Below are 23,476 nucleotides of genomic sequence, written 5' to 3'. Positions count from 1 at the left end.
GGTGGCCGGGGTTACGGTCCGAACGCGGTCAGGAACCGGTCCCGGAAGGCGTCCATCCGCCAGACCGGTGCCTGCGGCCCGGGCCTCAGCCCGTCCTGCCAGCCCCACCCGGAGATCCGGTCCAACACGGCGCGATCCCGTGTGATGATCGAGATCGGGACGTCACGGCTGGCGTTCTCGCCGGTGACGACCGCGGCGGGCTGGTGGTCACCGAGCACGATGAACACGAGATCGTCGTCGCCGTAGGTCTGCACGTAGGAGATGAGCGAGCCCATCGTGTATTCGATGGAGTGCCGGTAGTCCGCCCGGATCTGGGTGGTGCTCCGTCGCCGCTCGTCCGACGCCCCGCCGGCGGCGGCGCGGAAGACCGATCCGTCGCCCACCGTGGCCCAGTCGACGAACGGCGGGACGGGCGTCCAGGGCGCGTGACTCGACACCAGCGCCAACTCCGTCATCACCGGGTTGCCGTCGTGCCTCGCCTGCTCCAGGCGCTGCCAGCTGGCCAGGGTGTACTGGTCGGGCGGCGTGCCGAAGCTGAACTTCGGGCCACGGTACGCGAGTGCCTTGGCGTTGTAGAACCGGTCGTAGCCGAAGAAGGAGCCCTCTGGCCACGCCCTGGTGACGGCGGGCATGACACCCACGGTCTGCCAGTTCGCCCGCCGGAAGGCGCCGTTGAGGGTCATCCGGTCACTCGCCAGCAGGGTGCGGTGCCGCTGGTCGTTGTCGATCCAGAGGCCGGAGAGCAGTGTGTCGTGCGCGAGCCAACTGCCACCACCGAACGTCGGCGAGGTGAGAAAGCCGCTCTGCGCGGCGAACCCCGCCGCGGCCAGTCGGCTGGTGCCGCCGTCGAGGACCGCACCGACCTGCGGCGCGAACTCCGGGTCCTCGACGGCGTCCCGGCCGTAGCTCTCCACGAAGGCGATGACCACGTTCTTGCCGCGTAGCGCGGTCAACAACTGGTCGCCCGGTGTGTCGCCGAACCGGTCGTCCTCGATCAGGGCGCCGAACGTCTCCCGGTCGTCGAGGCGCACGCGCACCTGGAAGCCGTGGCCGTTGGCCAGGGTGGTCGCGGACGTGTCGGCGACGGGTACGCCCGGCACCACCCGCACGTTGGACGCGGCGCAGGCCACCCAGAGGACCACCAGCGCCGCCGCCAGCCGGGTCGTGCCGGTGCGGTGCCGGATCACCAGCCGCCGCAGTCGTCGCACCGACAGCGTGACCAGGATGGGTAGACCCACGACCACCACCGCCAGGACACTCGCGGCGCCGATGGCGGCGGGCCGACCGTAGGACTCACTGAGGAAGGCGAACCCCTCGTCGAGCAACGCCCAGTCGAGCACCGGGTCGAACGCCCGGCTGAGCGCGGCGGAGAACCCCAGGTCGAGCAGCTTCAGCAGGCCGAGCAGGCCGAGGGCCACGCCGGCGAGGGTGGCCACCAGCCGACTCCACCGCGACGGCAGGGCGAGCAGGAGGGCCACGACCAGCAGCGCCTCCAGGGGGATCCGCACGAACGCCGCGGGGGTGAGGCGGCCGTAGTCGTACGGCATGGTGAGCACGAACAACACGAGCAGTGCGGCCAGCACGGTCGTCAGTCGGGCGACGATGGAACGCCTCGCTCGGCCCGTGCCCGCGGTGCCGCCGTCGGCACTCCCATCGGGTGGTCCGGCCCTCCTCGCCGCTCGCCTCTGGCTCGGCAGCTCACGTACTCGCGTCAAGAGCGACAACCCGGCATCCCTTCCATGGTCACTGCGGAGTGCGGCGTACCGGCGGCTCAGACGCGGGCGACCCCTCCGCGGGCCACGGCGCCCGTCGGACGGTGGTTGGTCAGGTGGACCATCGTGGCCGGTACGGCCGGGGTGCCGTGGAGCGGGGTCCGGCGACGGTGCCGGGTCTGCCACAGCCACGTGACGTCACGGCCGAACGACTCGATCAGCAGCGCCAGTGACGCCACCAGCACAAGGGTCGTCAGCGGCCCGGGTAGCGCGCCTCCCATGGCCACCATCAGCACCACGCCCTGGATCGCCGCGACGACCTTGCGCCAGTAGCGCGGCGGCAGGGACCCGCGCATCCAGCCCAGCACCCAGCTCGCGGCGACGAAGACGTAGCGCATCGCGCCGATCGCGAGCACCCAGCCACCCGCCGCCGGAGCGACGTGGAGGCAGAGCACCAGCACCAGGAAGGAGTCGATCTCCATGTCGAAGCGCGCGCCCAGCTCGCTGGTGGTCCCGGTGCGTCGGGCCGTGTACCCGTCCACCGCGTCGAGGGCCAACGCCACGGCGGTCAGGGCGACCAGCACCGCGATCGGCGCCGGCCGGGTGAGCGCGTCCGCGGCCAGGGCCGTCACGCCGCCGACGAGGATGGCCCGGCTCAGGGTCACCCGGTCGGCCGGGCTCAGGCCCCGCGCACCCGACCGCGACAACCCCCGGCTGAGCAGGACGCACAGGCCAATCCCGTACGCCAGGCCGGCCACCCACCCCGCGGCGCCGAGACCGACGGTCGCGGCGAGCACCGCCAGCGCCGCGATCTGCACGAGCAGTCCGATCGCCGGACCAGTTCGAACCGTTGACATCGTGCCTCCGCGACTCTGGTGGGTGCCCCTGACCGTCATCACGGAAAATATGACCGATCGGTTCATTCTGAACACGACCTGGCAGGGTGCCGCGGAGGGACGTGCCCCGTGGGACGGCCGGTCAACCGTCCAGCCTCGTGACACGAGGAAGCTGGCCCCGGTCGGCGAGCGACCGGGACCAGCGGGTGACGCGTCTCAGGAGGCGGCGATGCCTTCCATGCCGATGCCGTTCTCGAACTTCGGCAGGCCCTCCACGGTGGTGACGAGCTTCAGCGAGCCGTCCTCGTTCACCTCGTAGCCCTGCACGTTGCCGGCGGTGGCGTTCTGCACGTACAGGAAGCCGTCGCTGGTGGTCATGTCGATCGACCCGCCGTTGGTGTCGGCGGCGACGTTCTTGACCACTTCGAGCTTCCCGTCGTCGTTGACCCGGTAGGAGCTGATGGTGGAGCTGCCCGCGTTGGCGACGAAGAAGTAGTCGCCGACGCGTTGGATCCAGCACGGCGCCTGCTGGCCGTTGGGCACCGACGGTCCGACCTGGTCGAGCGTGCCGTCGTCCTCCAGCTCGAACCGGCTGACCGCGTTGGCACCCGACTCGGTGACCAGCAGCGAGTCCTCGGTGTCGAAGGTGAAGCCGAACGGGGTGTTTCCCGCGTCGCTGACGACGGGGTTGCGGGCCAGCTCACCGTGGCGGCCGATCTCGTAGCTGAACATGACGTTGTTGCCCTTTGTCGACACCAGGACGAACTCGCTGTCCGGGTCGATCTTGATCTGGGCCGGGGCGGTGCCGAACGCGGGCGGGTTGCCGTTGTGCAGCCCGAGCGAGCGGTTGGCGTCCTCGATCCGCGACAGGTGTCCCTTGCGCAGCTCGAAGCCCTGCACCGAGCCCTCGCCACCGGCGTTGACGACGTAGACGAGGTCGCCACGGGCCGCGATGCTGACCGGCAGCAGGCCACCGGACCAGATGACCTGGAGCTTGTGCAGTTTGGTGCCCTCGACGCCGAAGACGGTCACGGTGTTGCTGCCGGCGTTGACGGCGAAGAGGAGCCCCTTGTGGTAGACCAGGGAACCCTGCGAGGCCAGCGCGTCGAGCGGCGCGCCGATGGTGAAGCCACCGAGCCCGCCGGTCTCGTACTCGCCCGCCTTGGTGAGCCGACCGTCCTCGTCGCGGTCGTACACCTTGATGGTGTTGCCTTCGGCCTTGTTGGTCTGGACGAAGACCGCGCCCTCGTCGCCGTGGTGGTTGTCACCCCCCTTGCGGTCGTCGTGGTAACCGGGACCGCCACCGTCGGCGAGTGCCGTTCCGGGGATCGATCCGACGCTGGTCAGACCCGCCAGGAGGGCTGCCGCGAGCGCAACACTGCGCTTCATCACTGACTCCTTTACGCACACGAAGGGAGGAATACGAGTTTTCCTCTCCTTCGAAAGCTATCGGAGGATGTAGTCGTGATGCGCACCCTTACCCTAAAGCGGTAATTTCGTGCCGTTCCGTGGAACGAGCAGACGTCCGCCCCCCGGATGGCATATCGCGAAGCGGACGTTCCGCCCCGCCCGGGGCGAAAACCGGCGGTTCGGCTCGCTCACCCCTGCGGCGGCATCCACGGCGTGAGCAGGGTCGGGTCGGCGACGTACTGCTCCACCTGCGTCCGCTGGGCCGGTGTCAGGGACAACGCCCGGAGGCGGGCTCCCCACTCGGGCACCCGGTCGGCCTCGTCCAGCGCGACCGACAACTCGATCAGGCCGGCCAACGCCATCGCCTGCTCGACGGCGGGAGCGCCCTCGGCGCGGCGACGCATTCCCGAGTCGAGCGCCCGGTACGCGGCCCGGTCGTCCATCTTGAACTCGCGCAGGATCCGCGCGTTGTCGAGCACCCGCGCCAGGCCCTGCAACTCCGTCGACCCGCCGTACTCCAGATCCTTCGGCTCGTCCCGCTGGATGAAGACGATGGTGTTGCCCGACGGGTCGACGATGCTGAACCGCGACGCTCCGGCGCGGTAGCGGGTCACCCGGGGTAGACCCTTGACCAGCGCCTTGCCGTAGCTGCGGCGCATCGCCTCGGTGAACGCCGCGTGGTACGCCGCCACCGAGTCGACCATCACCAGGCAGCCACCGGAGGTCTCCTTGGCCGGGTCCAGGTCCTTGGGCGCGGGGCCGTAGTGCAGCTGCAACCCACTCCAGGTGAAGGCCAGGTACAGGTACGGTTTGAGCTGCTCGAAGGCCACCTCGAACCCGAGGGCCCGCCAGAACGCCAGAGTCTCCTCCGGCGCCGCGCAGTGCAGCAGCGGCACCACTGTCTCGTTCGGTTGGATCCGGTCCATATTCGTCGGCACTTGTCACTCCCCGTCCGCTCGGCAGGCCGGCCATTGTGCCAGCGCCAGCGACGAACCTCGACGGCTTTCGTCTCCTACCCAGGGAGGAGGCCCACTCCGACCGCCGGCCGCAACCGGGGCTCGCGGTCGGACGCTTTCGACGGGACCGGCCGCGAGCATCTACAGGCATGACAACCGTGCTGCGTAGGGCGACGCACTGGAACCGCCCACTGATGGTCCTGGTCTCCGTGATGGCGGTGCTCACCGTCATCGCCGCGGTCGGCGTCCTCGCCGACTCGCGCGTCCTCACCGGGGCGCCGATCTGGCTCAAGCCGCTCAAGTTCGGGGTGTCCTTCGTGCTGTACGGCGCGACGCTCGCCTGGATGCTCTCCCTGCTGCCCCGAGGCAGCCGGGCCGTCGAGAGGGCGGCCGTCGTCATCGTCGCGGTGGCGGTCGTCGAGAACGCGTGGATCGTCGGTCAGGTGCTCCGCGGGCAGACCAGTCACTTCAACGCCACCACCCCCCTGAACACCGTGTTGGTCGCGTCGATGGGCCTGGCGATCATGGTGCTGTTCTTCGCCCACCTCGTCATCGGGATCGTGGTCCTGATCCAGCGGATCCCCGACCGGGCCGCCGCCACCGCCGTCGGGTGGGGGCTCGGCCTGTCCCTGCTGGGCATGCTCGCGGCGGTGCCGATGGTGCTCCCGATGCAGGACCCGGGGATCGAGGGGATCGGCGGGGCGCACAGCGTCGGCGTGCCCGACGGCGGGCCGGCGCTGCCCGTGGTCGGCTGGAGCACCACAGGTGGTGACCTGCGGATCGGGCACTTCGTGGGGCTGCACGCCCTCCAGGCGCTGCCGGTCCTGGCGATCCTGCTGAGCCGGTTCGGCAGCCGGCTGGACGCCCGTACCCGCGTCCGTCTGCTGGTCGTCGCGGGCAGCGCGTACGGCGTACTCACCATGTTGTTGACCTGGCAGGCGCTGCGCGGACAGCCGCTGCTGCGTCCGGACGCCGCCACGCTGGCCGCGGTCGCGGCCCTGGTGGTCGCGACGGCGGCGGCCAGCGGGCTGGTGCTGGCCCGCCGACGCCGCTCGGAACTGGCGTTGGCCGCGTGACCGAGACGCTGTTCTCCCTGACGTTCACGGTGGCCGCGCCGTTCTGGGCGCTGATGATCCTGCTGCCGCGCTGGTCGTGGACCGCCCGGATCATCTCCTCGCCGCTGATCGTGCTGCCGGTCGTGGTGATCTACGCCCTGCTGGTGATCCCGGCGCTCGGCGACGTGCTGACCGCCGTGCGGTCGCCGACCGTGGACGGGGTGCGTGACCTGCTCGGCACCTCCACCGGGGCGGCGGCGGGCTGGGCGCACATGATCGCGTTCGACCTGTTCGTCGGGCGCTGGGCCTGGTTGGACAGCAGGGAGCGGCGGGTGCCGGCACCGGTGATGGCTCCGGTGCTGCTGCTGACCATCCTGCTCGGACCGCTGGGCCTGGCCGCGTACCTCGCGGTCCGGCCCCGCTGGCGGCGGCCGGCGGCTGCCGCCAGCGGCCCCCAGCACCTAGGCTGACGACCGTGGGATGGCTGGGGCGACTGTTCGACATGCGGGACACGCTCGTCCGGATGGTGCTGCTCGACCTCAGCGGGCTGGGTTTCCTGCTCCTCGTCCCCCACGGCCACCCCACCACAACGACACAGTGGATCCTCGCGGTGTCCGCGTTCGCGGTGGCGCTGGCGGCATACCGTCGACCGGTGGTCAACCTGATGATTCAGACCGCCCTGCTGGCGGTCGCGATCAGCCTGGTCGAGGACTTCACGATCAACCAGGTTGGTGCCAGTTGGGCGCTGCTCGAGGTCACCATGCGGGCATACCACGCCCGGACGATCTGGCTGTCCGCCGCGTTGCTGGTCGTGGTCGGCCTGGGCGACTCGTTCGGCGCCCCGGCCGACCAGATCGCCCCCGGCGTCGTCGGGCTGGCCCTGGAGGTTGGCGTGCCGGTGCTGCTCGGCCTGGTCATCCGCACCAACCGGGAGTTGGGTCGACAGGCCGTCGAGCGGGCCGTGGCCGAGCAACGCCAGCACGAGTCGGAGAGCCGCGCGGCACGCGCCGACGAACGCGCCGCCATCGCCCGCGAGCTGCACGACGTCGTCGCGCACCACGTGGCGTCGATGGTCCTGCGGGTCGGCGTGGCCCAGCACGTGCTCACCGACCTGGACCCCCGGGTGGGCGAGGTGTTCGACGACGTGCACGGCACCGGCACCGCGGCCCTGGCGGAACTGCGCCGGCTGGTCGCGGTGCTGCGCGACCCCGACGGGGTACGCGGTGACGCGGCGCTGACCGCGATCGAACCCTCCGCGCTGCCGGCGGCGATCGGCGCGTCCATCGACCGGGCCCGCCAGGCCGGTGTCACCGTCGAGGCCGACCTCGATCCGGCGATCGGTTCGCTCGACGCGGTACGCGGCATGGCGGTGCTGCGACTGACCCAGGAGGCGCTGACCAACGTGGCCAAACACGCGGGAACGTCCGCGCTCGCACACCTCGTGGTCACCGTCCACGACGATGCCGTGCACTGGGAGGTCTCCGACAACGGGCACGGTGGGGCGCCGGCGGGCGTGCCGACCGGTGGCGGGCACGGCATCACCGGGATGCGCGAGCGCGTCGAGGTCCTCGGCGGTCGGCTGGAGGCCGGCCCCACCCCGGCGGGGTGGCGCGTGCGGACCGTGCTCCCGGCCCCCGCCGCCGAACCGCCCACCCGCCCGGTGCCCCGCGACCGCACCGCCCCCGCCGGTTCGCCCGCGCCGGAGCCGGTGTGATCCGGGTGCTGCTGGTCGACGACCAGCACCTCATCCGCGCCGGGCTGCGCATGCTCTGCGACGCCCAACCCGACATCCAGGTCGTCGGCGAGGCCGACAGCGGCCGCGAGGCGATCCCGCTGGCCGGGCGGCTCCTGCCCGACGTCGTCGTCATGGACCTGCGCATGCCCGGTGTCGACGGGATCACCGCGACCAGTCGGATCCTCGCCGACCGCCCCACCACCCGCATCCTGGTGCTGACCACGTTCGGCGACGACGACCACCTCTACCCCGCCCTGACCGCCGGGGCCTGCGGGTTCCTCCTCAAGGACGCGCCGCCGACCGAGCTGCTCGACGGCATCCGCCGGGCCGCCGTCGGCGACAGCCCGTTCAGCCCGGAGGTGCTGCGGCGGCTCGTCCAGCGCGCGGTGCACGCCCGACCCGGGACACCACGGCTGGTGCAGGGTCTGACCGCCCGCGAACGCGACGTACTGGACCTGGTCGCCGAGGGCCTGTCCAACACCGAGATCGGCGACCGGCTGCACATCGGTGTCACCACGGTCAAGACCCACATCACCAGCCTGATGACCAAGACCGACAGCCCCAACCGGGTACGCCTCGCCCTGTTCGCCCGTGGTGTCTGACGGCCCGGCCTAACGGCCGCACGCGTAGCCCTGCATCCCCCGGGGGTTCGCACCGGCGGCCAGCACTCCCGTCGCCGGATCGCGGGTCACCGCGCACAGCCGACCCAGGCTCCACCCGTCGGTGACCCGCACCTCGTGCCCGTACGCCCGCAGGGCCGCCCGCACGCCCTCGTCGAGCCGGTCCTCCACCACCAGGACGCCGGGTTCCATCTCGCGTGGATAGAACGACCCCGGCAGGCTGAGCGTGTGCCAGGTTGGCGCGTCGATCGCCTCCTGTAGTGGCTGGCCGGCGACGAGATGCCGCAGCAGGAACGGCAACTGCCACTGGTCCTGCTGGTCGCCGCCGGGTGTGCCGCAGGCCAGCACCGGCTCCCCGTCGCGGTGCACCATCGTCGGGCTCAGCGTCGTACGCGGGCGACGGCCCGGGGCCAACGACGAGGCGAGCCCCTCCTCCAGCCAGCACATCTGCAACCTGCTGCCCAGCGGGAAGCCGAGGTCGGCGATGGTCGGCGAACTCTGCAACCAGCCGCCGCTGGGCGTCGCGGAGATCATGTTGCCCCAGCGGTCGACCACGTCCACGTGGCAGGTGTCGCCACGGGTCACCCCGTCCGCGCGCACGGTCGGCTCCCCCGTCGTCGGGTCCGTCGGGTCCGTCGCGTGCGCTCGCCGTACGGTGTCGGGTCGGACGTGTGCCGGCAGGCGGGGCCGCGCCCCGTCGGGACGCCCCGGTCGCACCTGCGCCGACGCGCGATCACCGATCAGGGCCGCCCGCTCGCGCGCGTACTCCCGGGACAGCAGCGCCGTGCCCGGCACGTCGACGCCGTCGCCGTACCAGGCCTCCCGGTCGGCGAAGGCGAGCTTGAGCGCCTCGACCTGGGCGTGCACCCCCGCCGCAGTGCCCGGGTCGTAGGCACCGGGATCGTCGAGCGCGTCCAGGGTGGCCAACGACTCCAGCAGCACCGGGCCCTGGCCCCAGAAGCCGGTCTTCGCCACCGAGTAGCCGTGCCAGTCGAGGGTGGCGGGCGCCTCCCAGGTCGCCGAGTACGCCGCCAGGTCGTCGCCGGTGACCAGCCCGGCGTGTGGCCGTCCGCTGGAGTCCTGGAACGGCCGCCGGCTGAACGTGTCGATCGCCTCGGCCACGAACCCGGTACTCCAGGCGCGGCGCGCGGCCTCGATCTGCGCCTCCCGGTCGGTGCCGGCCGCCTGGCCCGCCTCGACCAGCCGGCGCAGGGTGTCCGCGTACGCCGGGTTGGTGACCAGCTCCCCCGGCGCCGGTGGCCGGCCGCCGCGCAGCCAGAGCGCGGCGGAGGTCGGCCAGTGGTCCTCGAACAGCGACCGGACGGCCGCCACGGTGGCACCGACCTGACCCACCACCGGGTGGCCGGCGCCGGCGTAGCCGATCGCCGGCTCCAGCACCTCGGCGAGGGTGCGTGTGCCGTGCTCGCGCAACAGCAGGAGCCAGGCGTCCACGGCACCGGGCACGGCCGCCGCGAGCGGTCCGGCACCCGGGATGAGGTCCATCCCGAGGGACCGGAAGTGCGCGATGGTGGCACCGGCCGGTGCGGGGCCCTGCCCGCACAGCACCTTCGGCCTGGGGTCCGCCGCGGTGGCCACGATGGCCGGCACCTCGCCGCCCGGCCCGTTGAGGTGCGGCTCGACGACGTGCAGGACGAACCCGGCCGTGACCGCCGCGTCGAAGGCGTTGCCTCCGCGTTCCAGGATGCCCATTGCCGCCTGGCTGGCGAGCCAGTGCGTGGAGGAGACCATGCCGAAGGTGCCCCGCAACGTGGGTCGGGTGGTGAAGGTCATGACACCACCTCACCCGCATCCGCGGTGCGGACGCAAGATCTGCCGGCCGGTGCTCAGCGCGCGGGCCGGGCCCGGCCGCCTCGGACGAGACTGAGCAGGACGACCAGGGCGAGCACCGCCACCACCGCGCCGAAGATCTCGCCTGCGGGGCGCAGGCCGATGCCCTGGATCAGCAGACCGACCCCGACGGCCGGCACGCCGAGCATGGCGAACAGGATGGCGAAGTAGGTGGAGACCGCCTCGGCCCGGTGCTGCGGTTCGGTCTTCATCGTGATCGTCGCGATGCCGTCGCCGACCGCCACGCCGGACGCCACCCCGATGATCGCCGCGCTGACCAGCAGCGTCGCCAGCAGGGCCATCCACATGCTTGCCGCGAGCAGACCCGCCCCCACGATCAGACCGACGCAGGAACCGGCCAGCGCGGCGCGCGAGGACAGGACACGGGTCAACAGCTGACCGAACGCGGCCCCGGCGAACGCCACGAAGACCACGAGCGCGGCCAGGGTGTGCGAGGTCTCGTGCAGGACCATGCCGAGGAACAGACCGGTCACCGACGTGAGCACGCCAAGCGCGGCGAAGCCGGCACCAGCGGTGATTGCCGAGCGGACGAAGGCGCCACGAATGTTCGCCGGGACGTGCAACCGTTGCACCCGCAGCGTCACCGGCGAGCGCTCCCGCACCGTCTCCGGCACGCCGCGCAGGGCGATGATCGCGGCCACCGCCAAAACCAGCACGATCAGCCAGGGCAGCCGGAGCGGGTCGGGTGCCGCGTCCGACACGATCCCGGACAGCAGGGTGCCGGTGGCGAGGCCACCCAGGTTCGCGAAGATCGACACGGTGGCCGCCCGCTTCGGATGCCGCGGGCTGATCAACTCGGCCAACGCCGCGGTCGCCGCACCGATGATCAGCGCGGCGGAGAAGCCGGCGAGGATCCGACCCACGATGATCATCGCCAGGTCCACGGCGGCCAGGAAGACGGCGTCCGCGGCGACGGAGAGCAGCAGCGCGATGAGGATGACCGGGCGGCGGCCGATCTGGTCGGAGAGCCGACCGAAGACCAGCAACCCGACGACCACGCCCAGCGCGTACAGCGCGTAGACCACTGTCACGGTCAACGAGGAGAAGCCGAACTCCATCTCGTAGAGCGGGTAGAGCGGGGTCGGCACCGTGGTGCCCACGAGCGTGATCCAGAAGGCGAACGCGACACGTACCGCGCCGGACGCGGAACCCGACCGTGTCGTTGCGCCATCGGCACGGCTGGCGTTGGACATGCTCGGTCCCTTCGGGCTCGGACACCCCTGCTGCGGGCAGTCGCGGCTCCTGTCCCCCGTGCAGCATGGGTCCTGGCCCTCCGCGCAGGTGCGGCAACGGCCCCAAAACCCCTCATCAGGTGGCGCGGTGGCGCACGCCGCGCCGGCCGGGCCACGGGGGGAGCGGCGCGCACGGCGCCGCTCCCCCGCGTACTCCTAGGAGTTGTACGCCTGCGCCGTCACCGTGACCTGGCGGGCCAGGCCCGGCCGCGCGGGCCAGGAGACCGCCACCTGGCGAGTCTCCCCCGGCAGGAGCCAGAAGTAGTTGTCGTCGTAGCGGGCCGGCAGGACCCGGTCACCGCGCCGGTCGCGCACAGCGAGCCGGACCAACGCGGCGACCGCCCGGCCCTGGTTGCGGACCGTCGTGGTGACGGTGTTCCGCCCGTCCACGACACGGACCGGGCCCGACGACGTCGACAGTCGGGTGCTCGGCAGGTCGTTGAGCGCCCGCATCTGCTCGGCCCTGTCGTAGCGCCAGTAGGTGTTCTCGGTGAGCAGCCGGTCCCGGCTGTCCCGCAGCTCCAGCCGGACCAGGTGCAGCCCGCCACCGTCCGGCGCGGCCAACGGGAAGACCGCCGTCGTGGCCGAGCGGGCCACGTCCACCCGCTGACGCCGGGGTGCGGCCAACGAGCGGCCACTCAGGTCGTACCGGCGGGCGGTGACGGTGACGCCGGTGAGCGGCGCGGCGGTGTGGTTGACCACCCGCACCTGCCAGGTGCCCGGGTCGGCCTGCACGTGCACCGGCTCGCACCCCTTGCGGGCGCCGTAGTAGGCGCCGTTGACGTCGAGGTCGTAGTCGTAGGTCTGCCAGACCGTGCTGTGCCAGGCCGGGTGCGACATCCACAGCAGCAGCCCGGTGGCGTCCTGCCACAGGTTGGCGTTCCATGCCTCGAACATGGCGCGGTGGCTCTCGTAGTTGACGAACTGCGCCCGCGCGGCGAACTCGTCCAGCGAGCCGGACTCACCCAGCCGCGCGTCGATCGCGGCCTGGTACGTCCCGACGCGCTGGTTCCCGATCGTCGACCAGTCGTGGTAGTTCCACACCTCACCGGGCGGCCACTCCGGCGCGTCACCGACGAGGTTGCGCATGCTCTCGACCACCGACACCACCGGCATGCCGATCTCGGTGTGGAAACCGAACGCGCCGGTGTCGTAGGTGTTCCTGTTGTTGTACGTCGCCGGCTCCACCCAGTGGTACGGGCCGTGGCCGCTGACGATGCCGCCGGCCGAGTTGGGGATGTAGAGGATCTCCGGGTGCTCGGTCGCCGCAGCCTGCTTGAGCCCGGCGTCCACGATCGGCGGCGGGTCGCCCTCGTTCGCGCCGCACCACACCACGATGCTGGGGTGGTGGCGGAACCGGCGGATGGTGTCGGCGGCGATGTCGACGTAGCCGGGCGGGTTGGGCAGGAACGCACCGGCCTGCCAGAAGTCGTTCCAGACCAGGATGCCCTGCTCGTCGCAGGCCCGGTACAGCTCCTCGCGGTTGCTGCTGCCGAGCCAGTTGCGGATCATGGTGAAGTTCATGTCGCGGTGCATCTCGACCGTGTCGACGAGCCGGTCGGGCAGCACCCGACGCAGCAGCTCGTCCCAGCCCCAGTTGCCGCCCCGGGCGAACACCGGCACACCGTTCACGCTGATCTTGAGCTGGGTGACGGCGTTGCTCACCGACTTCACGTCGGTCCACCGCTGCCCGTCGTTCGAGACCTGGATGACGAAGTCGCGGGCGTACGCCTGCTCCCAGACGATGCTGACCTGGTCGAAGTCGACAGGCTTGCCGAGGTCGACCTGGATCCACTGGTTGTCCGCGAACGTCGAGGACCACCGGGTCCGGGGGTTGCCGTCGACGGCCCGGTCGGGCCCGTTCGAGTCGCTGTCGGAGGACGACGCGGTGGCGGTTCCGCCCAGGGCCAGGTCGACGTCCGGTTCGGCCTGCCGCCGCACCGACAGCGCCCACATGGACACACCCCACGAGGTCACCCGCGCACCGGTCTGGATGCGCAGGTACTGGGCGGCCTGACCGGCGAACGTCTCGACCTGGGTGGCGCGGCTGCCCAGCGGGGTGTCGTTGCTGACCGACGTGACGTCACTCCACTCGTCGCCGTCGGCGGAGACCTGGACGCGGTAGTCCAGCGCGTACGCCTGCTCCCACACGATGGTGACCCGGTCGAAGTCGACGGCCGAGGCGAGGTCGACCTGGATCCACTGGTTGTCCTCGGCCTTCGAGGCCCAGCGGGTCGCCGGGTCGCCGTCGACGGCCCGGTCGGGCCCGTTGGTTTCGCTCTCCGACGACGACGCGGTGGCGTCGCGACGCAGGGCCAGATCCGGGCCGGTGCCGTCGGCCACCGACAGCGCGAACATCGAGATGCCCCAGCCGGTGGCGCGCTGGCCGGCCTGGATGCGCACGTGCCGGGCGTGCTGCCGGGCGAACGTGACCGTCTGGGTCGCCGCGCCGTCGACGAACTCCAACGCGGGCTTGCCGGGCGGCGAGATGACGATCGGCTGGTGCCAGTCGTAGGCGAACTCCCGGATGCCGAAGCGGAGCTGTCGCCGGTCGCTGACCGCGCGCTTCACGGTGACGGTGAGCGTGAGGTCGTACAGGTGGGGCTCGCCGTAGCCGTTGGGCCACCAGAGCCGGGGGTTGCGCAGCCGCAGCGCGCGGAAGCGCTCCGGTGTGAAGGTGACTGTGGTGCTCCCGCCGGCGGGGACTGTCACTGTGGACTCGACGCGTACCTTGTCGAACTCCGCGCGGACGGTGACGGTGGTGGCGGTGGCCGCCGCGTTGCGGACCGGCACCCGGATGGTGACCTCGGCGGTGTCGGTGGCCGGCAGGTCGGGCAGCGTGGTCTGCACGTGCGGGTCGCCGATCACCACGGCGCCGGTGCTGCGCAGGCGGACGTGGTCCCACAGGCCGGTGACCCGGTCGCGGACGGCGGGCATCCAGTCCCACCCGGACACCGCCAGGTAGGTCGGCGCGTCGAGGTAGTGGTGGGCCGACTGGAGGAAGGTACGACCGTCGGTGCCCTTGTCGCCGGGGGTGCCGGGGTGCGGCATCGGGGTGACCCGGACGGCGAGGACGTGCTCGCCACGGTGACCGGCCAGCGCGTCGGTGATGTCGAACGCCGCCCGCGCGAACGGGTGCTTGACGCCGCCGACCCGCACACCGTTGACCCAGGCCGTGGCCTCGTGGTTGATGCCGTCGAACTCCAACCAGACCCGTCGACCGGCCGAGGTGTCCAGGTCGCGCGGCAACCGCAGCGCGCGCCGGTACCACCAGGTGTGCCGGGACAGCGCCTCCGGGATGCGCATGTTGTCGAAGCCGGTCACCGGGTCGGGCAGGTGGCCCTGCTCGACCAGGGTGCCCAGCACGGTGCCGGGCACCGTCGCCGGCAGCCAGGACCGCACGTCGACGCCAGCGCGGGCGAGTTCGGCGCCGTCGGCGGTGCCGGCGAAGTCGTCCATCGTGAGCGACCAGCCCGACTCCAGGGGCACCGTGCCGTCGGCGGCGACCCGCAGCTCGGGGGCCGGGTCGGTGTTGCCGCCCTCCCAGCTGGTCCAGCCCTCGGCCTTCGGCCGGCCCGCCAGGGGTACGCCGTACACCTGGAAGCCGTTGAGTCCCACCGGGTTGCTGTTCGACCGTTTGGTGGCGGTCATCCGGATCCACCGGGCGGTGACCGGCTCGGGCAGCGTGATGGCCTGCGTGCCGCCCTGCCCCTCGGCGGTCTCGTACACCGACCGCCAGGCGCTGCCGTCGGTGGAGACCTCGATCCGGTACGCCGTCGCGGCACTGGAGAGGATCTCGTCGCCGTCGGTGTCGGTGTAGTTGCCGTCGAACGGCCCATCGGCGAGCGTGGCCTCGAAGACCAGGGTGACGGCCTCGATGCGACACGGGGCCTGGAGGTCCACCGAGATCCACTGTGGGTCACCGGTGGCGGCGCGCCAACCACTGCCCCGGACGCCGACCTGCGGCAGGCCGTCCACGGCGAAGGTGCCCGGCGTCGGCGCGTAGTCGGTGGAGGAGACCGTCACCGGGCGGTACCGGGCGAGGTCGGTGGTCGGTGGCGGGGCAGCCGGCGTCGCCGGAGCGGCGGCCGCGACGGCGTCCGGTAGGACGGCGGTCACCCCGACGGAGGCCAGCAGGGTGGCTCCGGCGGAGAGGAAGGTACGCCGTGACAGGGACGGTTGCTCGGACATCTTGCCTCCAGAAACGACAACGTTGTCAGATGGGGGTCGATGACAACGTTGTCAGATCGTGGCGGCATGTTCCACCAGAGTCAAGACCCCGAGTCCATCGTGATCCCACGAACACGTTCCGCATCTGTTCGACTTCGGACACCGACACGTGGGACGGCTGCGGTCGCGCTCGCTCGGCATCGCGGTCCTGGCCATCGCGTACACCCGTGCCGGTGCGACGACCGACACCTGACCGCCCGCGGTGCCTGGGCCGCGACGGCTGCGGCGCGGGCTGCCGGGCCCCTGGCCGCAGGGCCCCGCCCCGTTGATCCAGCGACGCCGCGACCGCCGGAGGGTGAGCGAGACATCCACCCGTACCCGTGGTCGTGGCGGCACCGACCGCGACGCCCGTCGGTCAGCTCGCCGGCCCGCCCTCGCGGCGGCCGGGATCCCGAGGGTGGTACTCGGGACGGAGCTTCGCGCTCGCGAACGCCGACTTCACCGCCGCCGAGAGCGCGGTGATGTCGTACGCGCCGTGGTGCCGCCGGCCGTTGATGAAGAAGGTCGGGGTGCCGGTGACGCCGCTGAGGTCGGCGGAGTCGACGTCCTCGGCGATCCGGTCCACGCCCATCCGCTTCACCATGTGTTCCCGGAACCCGTCCAGGTCCAGGCCGAGCTGTTCGGCGTAACCGAGCACGTCGGTGGGGTTGAGCGCGTCCTGGTGGGCGAGCAGCAGGTCGTGCATCTCCCAGAACGCGCCCTGCGCCCCCGCCGCCTCGGCCGCCTCGGCGGCGAGTTGGGCATGCGGGTGAACATCGGTGAGCGGCAGGTGCCGCCAGACGTAGCGGACGTTGGCGAAGTCCGCCAGCAGCTCGCGGACCACCGGCTCGGCCTGCCCGCAGTAGGGGCACTCGAAGTCGCCGTACTCCACCACAGTCACCGGCGCCTCAAGCGACCCCCGCATGTGGTCGCGATCCCCGTCGACCGGCAGCATCAGGTCGACGATCCCCTCGGTGACGCCCAACAGCGCGCGGGTCCGCCGCGCCGGCGAGAGCCGTCCGACGGAGCGGAACACCAGCCAGGTGACGAGTGACGCGCCGAGCGTCGCCACGAGGATGCCCAACTTCGCCTCGTCGAGGGCCGGGCCGCTCAGGGCATGGGTGGCGATCAGGAGCGCGACGGTGAACCCGATGCCGGATATCGTGCCGACGCCCGCGACGGCAACCCAACCGACTGGCGGCCGGAACCGGCTGCCGCTGAGCCGGGTCACCAACCACGCGGTGGCCACGATCCCAGCCGGCTTGCCGACGACGTACGCGACCACGACCCCGAGCGTGACCGGAGAGGTCACGGCCCTGGCCAGCAGGTCGCCGTCGATCACGATGCCGACGTTGGCCAGCGCGAAGAGCGGCACCACCACGTAGCTCGCCCACGGGTGGTAGAGCGTCTGCAACCGTTCGTTCGGCGACAGCGCCGAGGTGAGCCCGGCCCGGGCCATCCGGGCGAGTTGCGGGGTGGGTTGTTCCCGGAAGAGGCGAAACTGGTCGCTGGCCCGCTGCAGGTCGCCTCTGCCGGGAGCGTAGGCGTAGCTCAGCAACCCCATCACCAGACCCACCGCGACCGGGTCGACACCGGACATCGAGACGGCCAGCCAGGCCGCCACCCCGAGCAGCGCATAGACGGGGCCGAACCGCACCCCGAAACCCCGGACGAGCAGCACCACGCCGAAGATCGCCGCCGCGATGATCAGCGCGGCCAGCGAGGGGTGGTGCGGGTACGCGATGGCCAGCACCGCAATCGCCACCACGTCGTCGACGACGGCGACGGTCAGCAGGAAACCCCGCAGCCGTTCCGAGAAGCGTGGCCCGAAGACGGCCAGCGCGCCGAGCGCGAGCGCCGTGTCGGTGGCCATCACCGCGCCCCAGCCCGCCGCCGTGGTGTACCCGGCGTTGATGGCGAGGTAGATCGCGATCGGCACGAGCATGCCGCCGACCCCGGCCAGCATCGGCAACGCCAGGCGACGCCGCTCCCGCAGCTCACCGATGTCGAACTCGCGGCGCAACTCCAGCCCCGCGACCAGGAAGAAGAACGTCATCAGGCCGCTGTTGATCCAGGTACGCCCGTCGTGCTCCACCTGCCAGTCGCCGAGCCGGACCGACAGAGAGGTGCTCCAGACCGACTCGTACGACGATGCGCTGAGGTTCGCCCAGACGAGAGCCGCCACCGCGGCGATCAGCACCACCCGCGCGCCGCCGGTCTCGGTACGCAGGAACGAGCGCAACGGGGCGTTGAACCGCCTGTCCCAGACGGTCCGGCTGGTCCAGCCCCGGGGGGTGTCGTCGCTCGTCACGGGGACAATCTTCGTCGACCGGACCGTCACGCGGTTCGGATTGCCACTCCTCCTGGGCGAAGACGACACTCCTGTGGCCGCGTCGCTGCACCTGGCGCAAATCCCTGGCGTTCACCCCGAGGGCATGCACGCAGGGCGACCGGTTGGTAGCGTGCCGGTGATGTCGCGCCGGTTGCCGCCGGCAGTGGTCCCCTGGGGAGGGTCGACATGTGGGCGGACGACGCTGCGCTCGACGCGGCGGAGCGCCGACTCGACGAGTGGGAGTCATCGCTCGCCGAGCGGGCGGAACGCGCGAAAACGCTGTCGGCGACGATGCGCGAAATGACCGGCACCGCACGCAACGCCGACCGGACTGTCGACGTCACAGTCGACTCGGCCGGCCTGCTGATCGACCTACGGCTCGACGAGCGCATCCGGCAACAACCCGCGGCGCACACCGCCCGGCAGATCCTGGAGACCACCACTGCGGCACGCGCCGACCTGCTCCGACAGGTCAGCGACGCGGCCACACAGTCATTGGGCGACGACGCGAGCGCCCAGGCCATCGTCGACTCGTACCGCAGCCGGCTTCTCCCCGACCAGGGATCGAACGATGCCCGCCGGTGACGGCATCCAGGTCGACCCGGACGACCTGACCGCCCACGCCGCACGCCTCGATCGCTGCGCCAGCAGCCTCGACACCGCCCAGCAGGCAGGCCAACACGTCCGGTTGGGCACCGACGCCTACGGGCAGCTCTGCGCGATGATGCCGGTGCTGCTCGACGGCCTGCAACGAACCCTTCTCGACAGCATCGGCGGCGCCGCCGCATCGGTACGGGACACCGCCGGCAGGCTGCGGGTCGGCGCGGACCGGTACCGGGAGTCCGACGCCCACGCCAAGCACCTGCTCGACGGAGTGCGGCAACGCCCGTGACGGCCAACCCGCTCGTCGCCGCCGCTGCGGACACCCCGCCCAGCGCCTGGGCGGGCCTGTGGATCTGCGAGGACATCGAACTCATCGCCCAGGGCGTCCGCAACGGCAGTTGGATCGACGGCAGCCTCGGCGTCGTGAGCGCCAGCCTGGACGCTCTCGCGTTCGTCTCCGACCCGGTCGGCGCCCTGCTCCAGTACGGGATCGCCTGGCTCATCGAACACGTCAAGCCACTCAGCGAGGCACTGGACTGGCTCGCCGGCGACCCCGCGCAGATCACCGCACACGCCCAGACCTGGCGCAACGTCGCCGCCTCCCTCCGCGACGACGCCGCCGAGCTGGCCCGCGCCGTCCGCACCGACGTCGCCACCTGGGGCGGCAGCGCCGGCCCCGCCTACCGCGCCTGGGCCTCCGAACAACACCAGGCCATCACCGGCCTCGCCCAGGGCGCCGACACCCTGGCCGCGATCACCGAAGGCGCCGCCGGCCTGGTGGCCGCCGTCCGGCTCCTGGTCCGCGACGCCATCGCCACCTGCGTGTCCCGCATCATCGTGTACGCGGGCGAACTCCTCATCACCGGCGGACTGGCGACGCCGCTGGTCGTGGAGCAGGTGACGACCCTGGTGGCGTCGTGGGGGGCGCGGATCGCGCGGCTGCTACGCGGGTTGCTGGCCAGCCTGCGACGGCTGATTCCGGAGATGCGCCGGCTCGGCGACCTCATCGAGAAACTCAAGCAGGCGCTGGGGCGGCTGCGCGACTCGCCGTCTGCGCGGTCGGGAAGCTCGGGAGAGGGGCCACAGGGCCTTCATGGCGGCCACACCACACGGCCTCGTGATCTTGGGGACTATGGACGGCAGGACCGTTGGGCAGAGGATGCCTACGACGCCATCCGTAGGCAGGATGATGTTGACCTCATAGCTCGCCAGGTCGCGGAGGTCCCCCGCCTCGACGGTTCCCGCGGGTTTTCGCGGGAGGACATAGAGCTGATCCGTCGGCACATCTTCTTTGACGAGCACCCGATGGACGACTACCCGGGCGGAGTCATCCATCAACGATATGATCCGAGCGCTCCCATGGCTGAGGCATGGTTACGCTTGCGCCGAGGCAACCCGTTGCCCGAGGATCACGCTCTGCTGGAGCACGAACTGGCGGAGTTGCATTACTACCGGGCACATCCGCAGGCGGCATACCGTGAGGCGCATCTTGCCGCCAACCAGGTGTCCGACTGGGGATCGTCCATACCCGGGCCGACCTACGAGGACTACGCCGACATGGGAGGCTAGGGCATGGGAATGATGGTGACCGCCCGGCGCGTCGAGGCTGCTGCGGGCGAGGTCCGGTACGAGTTCGGTTTGGATGACAAGTTCGACCGGATTCTCACGATCGATCCAGCCACTCTCGACGCCCATGTCGAAGATGGCGAATTCAACTCGGCCGCCGGTGCGATCGCGGCGAAGATCGTGAAGGCTTGGCGATCCAGCGGCGAGTTTCCGGCAAGGATGTTGTTTGCGAGCTGAACCCGTTCCATCGGGCCTATCCGGTCACCGGCGCAGGCGGCGCGAGCACTCACCCTCATGGCCCTCTCGGAGCAGGCACCGCCGGCCGCCTGGCATTCGCAGGTCACAGAAGACCCGGTGCCGGACGAGCTGATGGTCCTCTTCGAAAACGATGGTCTCCCCGGGGGTCGGTCATCGGCAGCACCAGCATCCAGCGACCGATGACCCGGGCCAGGCGTTGCGCGGCGGGCAGGTCGGTGGCGACGACGGGCAGGTGGATGACGTACCGCTGGCTCACCGGACCTGGTCCCACTCGTTGCGGGTGCCGGCCTGGTCGGCCTGCCGGCGACGCAGGCCGGCCTTGAGCCGGGCCGTCTCGAGGCGGCTCTCGGCGAGGGCGGCGTAGACGGCGGCCATGTCGACGGCGACCCGGTCGAGGAAGGCGTACACATCGTCGGGGTTCAGACCGCGACGTCCGAGCCCGGTCGGCACGAAGCGGCGCTCACGCACCTGCCACGGCAACAGACTTGTGTACGCGGCGGAGCGATAGGTCGCGCCGCCACTTGGCGGTTCCGGTCGCTGGTTTCTGGCGTTCATGTTCGCCTGCCTCCTCATGCGGGGGGCGAGAGATGTTCGGGGAAGCACGGCGGCCGTTCGGGGGACCGGACGACCACCGTGCTGTGACCAACCTGCGACAGTCCGCAGTGGAAACGCAACGTTCTAAACCGCAATTTCGCCGTTGTGCATTGACTTTCTCTGCTGGAACCCGTAGGAGTTGCAGAAGCAGGTCACGCAGTGTTGCGCAACGGAACCAGGGAGTGTGCGAATGCCCGACGACATCGGATCGACAGTGCCGCGCCGGCAACTCGGCCGGCTACTGCGACAGTTCCGCAACGAGGCCGGCGTGACGCTCGACGCCGCAGCCGAAGCCCTCGAATACAGCCGGCAGAAGATCTGGCGCCTCGAATGCGGCCAGGGTTCGGTCCGGGTGCTCGACGTCAAGGCGATGTGCGAGCTGTACGGGGTGTCGCCGGAGATGACCGAGGCGATGCGCGGGCTGGCCGTGGAGACGAAGTCGAAGGGCTGGTGGCACGCGTACGGCGACGCGGTGCCGAACTGGTTCGAGCTGTACGTCGGTCTGGAATCCGCCGCCGCCCACCTACGCCGTTACGACGAGTCGCTCATCCCTGGGCTCCTGCAGACCAAGGAGTACGCCCGCGCGCTCTACCGCCTCGGCGGGATGCTGAGCGAGGAGGAACGCGAACGTGCCGTACAGGTCCGACTTCAACGGCAGGCATTGCTCTTTCGGCGGTTACCGGCAGCGCCCAGGCTTGAGTCCGTGCTCTCCGAGGCAGTTCTCCGCCGTGGCGTGGGCGGCTCACCGGTCATGACCGAGCAACTCGCTCACCTCACCAAACTGTCCGAACTGCCGAACGTCAGCGTCAGGGTGCTGCCACTGTCGGCAGGCCCCCAGCCCGGCGCGGTTGCGGGCTCCTTCGTGGTCCTCGACTTTCCGACGACCAAGGGAGGCCGGGCCGCGCCGGAGCCATCCGTGGTCTACAGCGAGTCGTTGACCGGGGCGCTGTACCTCGACAAGCCCGACGAGTTGGCCGCCTACGAGCGCGTCTGGCGAGGGCTGGATGCGCTGGCCCTCGGCGAGGCAGAATCGACTGACATGATCAAGCGGATCGCTGGGGAGATGCGGCATGACTGACCTGACCGGCGCCGTCTGGCGCAAGAGCACCCGCAGCGGCGACAACGGCGGCGACTGCGTCGAGGTCGCCATGAACCTCTCCGGGGTCGTTGGCGTTCGCGACTCGAAGGATTCCAGCGGGCCCCTACTCACCTTCACTGCGCAGTCGTGGACCGACTTCATCTCGGCTGCCAGGCGCGAGGGACGCGTCAGTTGACGACATGCCTGCTGGTCACCAGTCACGAGCCCAGTCCCGCGGTGTTACGACGGCAAGCTGCGGCTCTCCACTGACGGTTGGAGAGCGTGCACGATCCGCAGGTCGCCGTCGGCGGCGGAATTCTTGTCGGTGCGGCCCCGGCCGCTACTGCCGTCGGTGCTGACCAGTAGCCACCGTCTTTTCCGAGGCAGCGCCCGCCGAGTGGAGCGGTCACCGACCAACAGACTGGTTCGTGCCCGAATGCGACGCGGAAGCCCTACGCCTGGTCGTCCACGTGCCCGCCGGCCTTTTCCGCTTGAGGGGTGCCCCTTCTCCCGCCGGCCTCCCAGGAAACCTGGCTGTAGCTGTCCCACCACCGGTCAAGCTCGGCCAGATCGGCCTGTTTGTCCGGCTTGACGGTGAAGTCGCAGCCGACCGCTTGCATCTGCATCCATATGGCGTTCACGATGTCCGCGTATCGCTCGTCCTCAACTCCCCGTAGCTCAACGGTGATTCTCCGACTGTGGTCGCTTGTCATTGTGATCCTCCAATGATCAGGGCAGCCGCAGACCCAGGCAGCCGCCGTCGTGATGGTCGTTGCGGTGGCGCATCCACACCGCGACGTCGAGGACCCGCAGCCGGCTGATCGCTGTGGGCAGGCCGGCCTCTCGACGACGGGCGTCGAGTTGCTGCGCCAGGACGCAGTCGTCCTCGCGCAGGATGTCGTGCAGCCATCTCCAGAATCCGGTGCCAGTCCCCAGAGCGCAGGACACGACCCCGTCGTACACCGGTATGAGCTTGGGACGCTTACGAGCCAGCAACTTCCCGGCCGTGACCCAGCCGAGGCCGGTCGCATGGTCGAGCATCCGCCAGGCGCGGTCGGCAGGACCGGCATCCGCGATCAGAGGCGAGGCCGCGTCAGAGCCCAACTCCACGGTGACCGGGATCTTTGTCAACTGTGCGGCAACGTCCCGGCCGAGCTGTCCCTGCAACAGATCGAGCGACCGAGGGGGCGGAATGTGGACACTGAGCAGTTGCACTGCGATCAGGTCGCCGGCCGTGAATTCGTTCGCCGTCTCGGAACGGTCACCGCCGCCGCCGAGCCGCTCGAACTGCCCCCCGGTAAATTCCTTTCCGTCGGCGGATAGGTAGTAGCGCCGCAGATCGGGGACCGTTCGAGGATCCTCCAGCATGGCCAGGATCTCGGCGAGAGGCAGCGGCTGGTTCATGTTTCTC

Annotated in this window: 19 protein-coding genes and 2 pseudogenes; 10 read left to right on the top strand and 11 right to left on the bottom strand. The window is 70.9% G+C overall.

Annotated elements, in window-relative coordinates:
• Nucleotides 1-11: 11 nt before the first annotated feature.
• The 3 genes and pseudogenes from ACGFIW_RS26185 to ACGFIW_RS26175 all read right to left on the bottom strand — a co-directional run bounded on the left by ACGFIW_RS26185 (nucleotide 12) and on the right by ACGFIW_RS26175 (nucleotide 4,896).
• Nucleotides 12-2,569: pseudogene (locus tag ACGFIW_RS26185) on the bottom strand (CDP-alcohol phosphatidyltransferase family protein).
• A 195-nt stretch (nucleotides 2,570-2,764) separates the two neighbouring features.
• The gene (locus tag ACGFIW_RS26180; RefSeq protein ID WP_393320825.1) at nucleotides 2,765-3,937 is read right to left on the bottom strand and encodes a lactonase family protein; all 1,173 of its coding nucleotides are present in this window, start codon (nucleotides 3,935-3,937) and stop codon (nucleotides 2,765-2,767) included.
• Between the two features lie 209 nt (nucleotides 3,938-4,146).
• Nucleotides 4,147-4,896, bottom strand: a complete 750-nt coding sequence (locus ACGFIW_RS26175) for a glyoxalase (protein WP_393320822.1) — start codon at nucleotides 4,894-4,896, stop codon at nucleotides 4,147-4,149.
• Between the two features lie 167 nt (nucleotides 4,897-5,063).
• Here ACGFIW_RS26175 and ACGFIW_RS26170 point away from each other — a divergent pair, with 167 nt between their 5' ends.
• From ACGFIW_RS26170 to ACGFIW_RS26155, 4 genes are read left to right on the top strand one after another with little or no spacing between them, the layout of a single operon-like run.
• Nucleotides 5,064-5,990, top strand: a complete 927-nt coding sequence (locus ACGFIW_RS26170) for a hypothetical protein (protein WP_393320819.1) — start codon at nucleotides 5,064-5,066, stop codon at nucleotides 5,988-5,990.
• Nucleotides 5,987-6,439, top strand: a complete 453-nt coding sequence (locus ACGFIW_RS26165) for an ABA4-like family protein (protein WP_393320816.1) — start codon at nucleotides 5,987-5,989, stop codon at nucleotides 6,437-6,439. The genes ACGFIW_RS26170 and ACGFIW_RS26165 overlap by 4 nt, the downstream gene beginning before the upstream one ends.
• 5 nt (nucleotides 6,440-6,444) lie before the next feature.
• Complete coding sequence (locus ACGFIW_RS26160) at nucleotides 6,445-7,683, top strand: sensor histidine kinase (protein WP_393320813.1); 1,239 nt, start codon at nucleotides 6,445-6,447, stop codon at nucleotides 7,681-7,683.
• Nucleotides 7,680-8,306, top strand: coding sequence for a response regulator (locus ACGFIW_RS26155; protein ID WP_393320811.1), 627 nt, complete (start codon nucleotides 7,680-7,682; stop codon nucleotides 8,304-8,306). Before ACGFIW_RS26160 ends, ACGFIW_RS26155 begins: the two co-directional genes overlap by 4 nt.
• 9 nt (nucleotides 8,307-8,315) lie before the next feature.
• Here the strand turns inward: ACGFIW_RS26155 and ACGFIW_RS26150 are convergent, their stop codons facing one another.
• The 4 genes from ACGFIW_RS26150 to ACGFIW_RS26135 all read right to left on the bottom strand — a co-directional run bounded on the left by ACGFIW_RS26150 (nucleotide 8,316) and on the right by ACGFIW_RS26135 (nucleotide 17,945).
• A complete protein-coding gene (locus ACGFIW_RS26150) occupies nucleotides 8,316-10,115 on the bottom strand; it encodes a gamma-glutamyltransferase family protein (RefSeq protein WP_393320809.1) in 1,800 nt (599 codons plus the stop codon).
• A 53-nt stretch (nucleotides 10,116-10,168) separates the two neighbouring features.
• Nucleotides 10,169-11,386, bottom strand: a complete 1,218-nt coding sequence (locus tag ACGFIW_RS26145) for an MFS transporter (protein ID WP_393320806.1) — start codon at nucleotides 11,384-11,386, stop codon at nucleotides 10,169-10,171.
• Between the two features lie 195 nt (nucleotides 11,387-11,581).
• The gene (locus ACGFIW_RS26140; RefSeq protein WP_393320803.1) at nucleotides 11,582-15,616 is read right to left on the bottom strand and encodes a discoidin domain-containing protein; all 4,035 of its coding nucleotides are present in this window, start codon (nucleotides 15,614-15,616) and stop codon (nucleotides 11,582-11,584) included.
• 394 nt (nucleotides 15,617-16,010) lie between these two features.
• The gene (locus tag ACGFIW_RS26135; protein WP_393320800.1) at nucleotides 16,011-17,945 is read right to left on the bottom strand and encodes a Na+/H+ antiporter NhaA; all 1,935 of its coding nucleotides are present in this window, start codon (nucleotides 17,943-17,945) and stop codon (nucleotides 16,011-16,013) included.
• A gap of 207 nt (nucleotides 17,946-18,152) precedes the next feature.
• Between ACGFIW_RS26135 and ACGFIW_RS26130 the strand changes: the two genes are divergently transcribed.
• From ACGFIW_RS26130 to ACGFIW_RS26115, 4 genes are read left to right on the top strand one after another with little or no spacing between them, the layout of a single operon-like run.
• On the top strand, nucleotides 18,153-18,551 hold the full coding sequence (locus ACGFIW_RS26130) for a YbaB/EbfC family DNA-binding protein (RefSeq protein ID WP_393320797.1): 399 nt from the start codon (nucleotides 18,153-18,155) through the stop codon (nucleotides 18,549-18,551).
• Nucleotides 18,538-18,858: a type VII secretion target gene (locus ACGFIW_RS26125; protein ID WP_393320794.1), complete on the top strand. Its 321-nt coding sequence runs from the start codon at nucleotides 18,538-18,540 to the stop codon at nucleotides 18,856-18,858. Before ACGFIW_RS26130 ends, ACGFIW_RS26125 begins: the two co-directional genes overlap by 14 nt.
• The gene (locus ACGFIW_RS26120) at nucleotides 18,855-20,138 is read left to right on the top strand and encodes a WXG100 family type VII secretion target (protein WP_393320791.1); all 1,284 of its coding nucleotides are present in this window, start codon (nucleotides 18,855-18,857) and stop codon (nucleotides 20,136-20,138) included. Before ACGFIW_RS26125 ends, ACGFIW_RS26120 begins: the two co-directional genes overlap by 4 nt.
• A gap of 3 nt (nucleotides 20,139-20,141) precedes the next feature.
• Nucleotides 20,142-20,372, top strand: a complete 231-nt coding sequence (locus ACGFIW_RS26115) for a hypothetical protein (RefSeq protein ID WP_393320788.1) — start codon at nucleotides 20,142-20,144, stop codon at nucleotides 20,370-20,372.
• 24 nt (nucleotides 20,373-20,396) lie between these two features.
• Here the strand turns inward: ACGFIW_RS26115 and ACGFIW_RS26110 are convergent.
• Both ACGFIW_RS26110 and ACGFIW_RS26105 read right to left on the bottom strand, forming a co-directional pair.
• Nucleotides 20,397-20,649, bottom strand: a pseudogene (locus ACGFIW_RS26110) (hypothetical protein).
• Nucleotides 20,646-20,948: a DivIVA domain-containing protein gene (locus ACGFIW_RS26105; protein ID WP_393320785.1), complete on the bottom strand. Its 303-nt coding sequence runs from the start codon at nucleotides 20,946-20,948 to the stop codon at nucleotides 20,646-20,648. Before ACGFIW_RS26105 ends, ACGFIW_RS26110 begins: the two are co-directional and overlap by 4 nt.
• A 229-nt stretch (nucleotides 20,949-21,177) precedes the next feature.
• On the opposite strand from ACGFIW_RS26105, the gene ACGFIW_RS26100 reads away from it, so the two are divergent.
• Both ACGFIW_RS26100 and ACGFIW_RS26095 read left to right on the top strand, forming a co-directional pair.
• Nucleotides 21,178-22,065: a helix-turn-helix domain-containing protein gene (locus ACGFIW_RS26100; protein WP_393320782.1), complete on the top strand. Its 888-nt coding sequence runs from the start codon at nucleotides 21,178-21,180 to the stop codon at nucleotides 22,063-22,065.
• Entirely contained in the window at nucleotides 22,058-22,261 is a 204-nt protein-coding gene (locus ACGFIW_RS26095) for a DUF397 domain-containing protein (protein ID WP_393320779.1), read from the top strand. The genes ACGFIW_RS26100 and ACGFIW_RS26095 overlap by 8 nt, the downstream gene beginning before the upstream one ends.
• A gap of 256 nt (nucleotides 22,262-22,517) precedes the next feature.
• Here ACGFIW_RS26095 and ACGFIW_RS26090 read toward each other — a convergent pair whose 3' ends face one another.
• Together ACGFIW_RS26090 and ACGFIW_RS26085 are read right to left on the bottom strand one after the other, a co-directional pair.
• On the bottom strand, nucleotides 22,518-22,778 hold the full coding sequence (locus ACGFIW_RS26090) for a hypothetical protein (protein WP_393320776.1): 261 nt from the start codon (nucleotides 22,776-22,778) through the stop codon (nucleotides 22,518-22,520).
• 16 nt (nucleotides 22,779-22,794) lie between these two features.
• Nucleotides 22,795-23,469 carry a DUF6308 family protein gene (locus tag ACGFIW_RS26085; RefSeq protein ID WP_393320773.1) on the bottom strand — a complete coding sequence of 225 codons (675 nt, stop codon included), beginning with the start codon at nucleotides 23,467-23,469 and terminating at the stop codon, nucleotides 22,795-22,797.
• Nucleotides 23,470-23,476: the final 7 nt, after the last annotated feature.

The sequence above is a fragment of the Micromonospora sp. NPDC048935 genome, assembly GCF_043197875.1.
GTDB lineage: Bacteria > Actinomycetota > Actinomycetes > Mycobacteriales > Micromonosporaceae > Micromonospora.
This window is presented reverse-complemented; position numbering and strand designations above follow the sequence as displayed.

What these genes read in the sequence shown, in the direction of transcription:
- ACGFIW_RS26180 (WP_393320825.1), bottom strand. Translation starts at nt 3,937, where the DNA reads ATGAAGCGCAGTGTTGCGCTCGCGGCAGCCCTCCTGGCGGGTCTGACC.
- ACGFIW_RS26100 (WP_393320782.1), top strand. Translation starts at nt 21,178, where the DNA reads ATGCCCGACGACATCGGATCGACAGTGCCGCGCCGGCAACTCGGCCGG.
- ACGFIW_RS26115 (WP_393320788.1), top strand. Translation starts at nt 20,142, where the DNA reads ATGGGAATGATGGTGACCGCCCGGCGCGTCGAGGCTGCTGCGGGCGAG.
- ACGFIW_RS26125 (WP_393320794.1), top strand. Translation starts at nt 18,538, where the DNA reads ATGCCCGCCGGTGACGGCATCCAGGTCGACCCGGACGACCTGACCGCC.
- ACGFIW_RS26170 (WP_393320819.1), top strand. Translation starts at nt 5,064, where the DNA reads ATGACAACCGTGCTGCGTAGGGCGACGCACTGGAACCGCCCACTGATG.
- ACGFIW_RS26090 (WP_393320776.1), bottom strand. Translation starts at nt 22,778, where the DNA reads ATGACAAGCGACCACAGTCGGAGAATCACCGTTGAGCTACGGGGAGTT.
- ACGFIW_RS26140 (WP_393320803.1), bottom strand. Translation starts at nt 15,616, where the DNA reads ATGTCCGAGCAACCGTCCCTGTCACGGCGTACCTTCCTCTCCGCCGGA.
- ACGFIW_RS26130 (WP_393320797.1), top strand. Translation starts at nt 18,153, where the DNA reads ATGTGGGCGGACGACGCTGCGCTCGACGCGGCGGAGCGCCGACTCGAC.
- ACGFIW_RS26150 (WP_393320809.1), bottom strand. Translation starts at nt 10,115, where the DNA reads ATGACCTTCACCACCCGACCCACGTTGCGGGGCACCTTCGGCATGGTC.
- ACGFIW_RS26095 (WP_393320779.1), top strand. Translation starts at nt 22,058, where the DNA reads ATGACTGACCTGACCGGCGCCGTCTGGCGCAAGAGCACCCGCAGCGGC.
- ACGFIW_RS26145 (WP_393320806.1), bottom strand. Translation starts at nt 11,386, where the DNA reads ATGTCCAACGCCAGCCGTGCCGATGGCGCAACGACACGGTCGGGTTCC.
- ACGFIW_RS26105 (WP_393320785.1), bottom strand. Translation starts at nt 20,948, where the DNA reads ATGAACGCCAGAAACCAGCGACCGGAACCGCCAAGTGGCGGCGCGACC.
- ACGFIW_RS26085 (WP_393320773.1), bottom strand. Translation starts at nt 23,469, where the DNA reads ATGAACCAGCCGCTGCCTCTCGCCGAGATCCTGGCCATGCTGGAGGAT.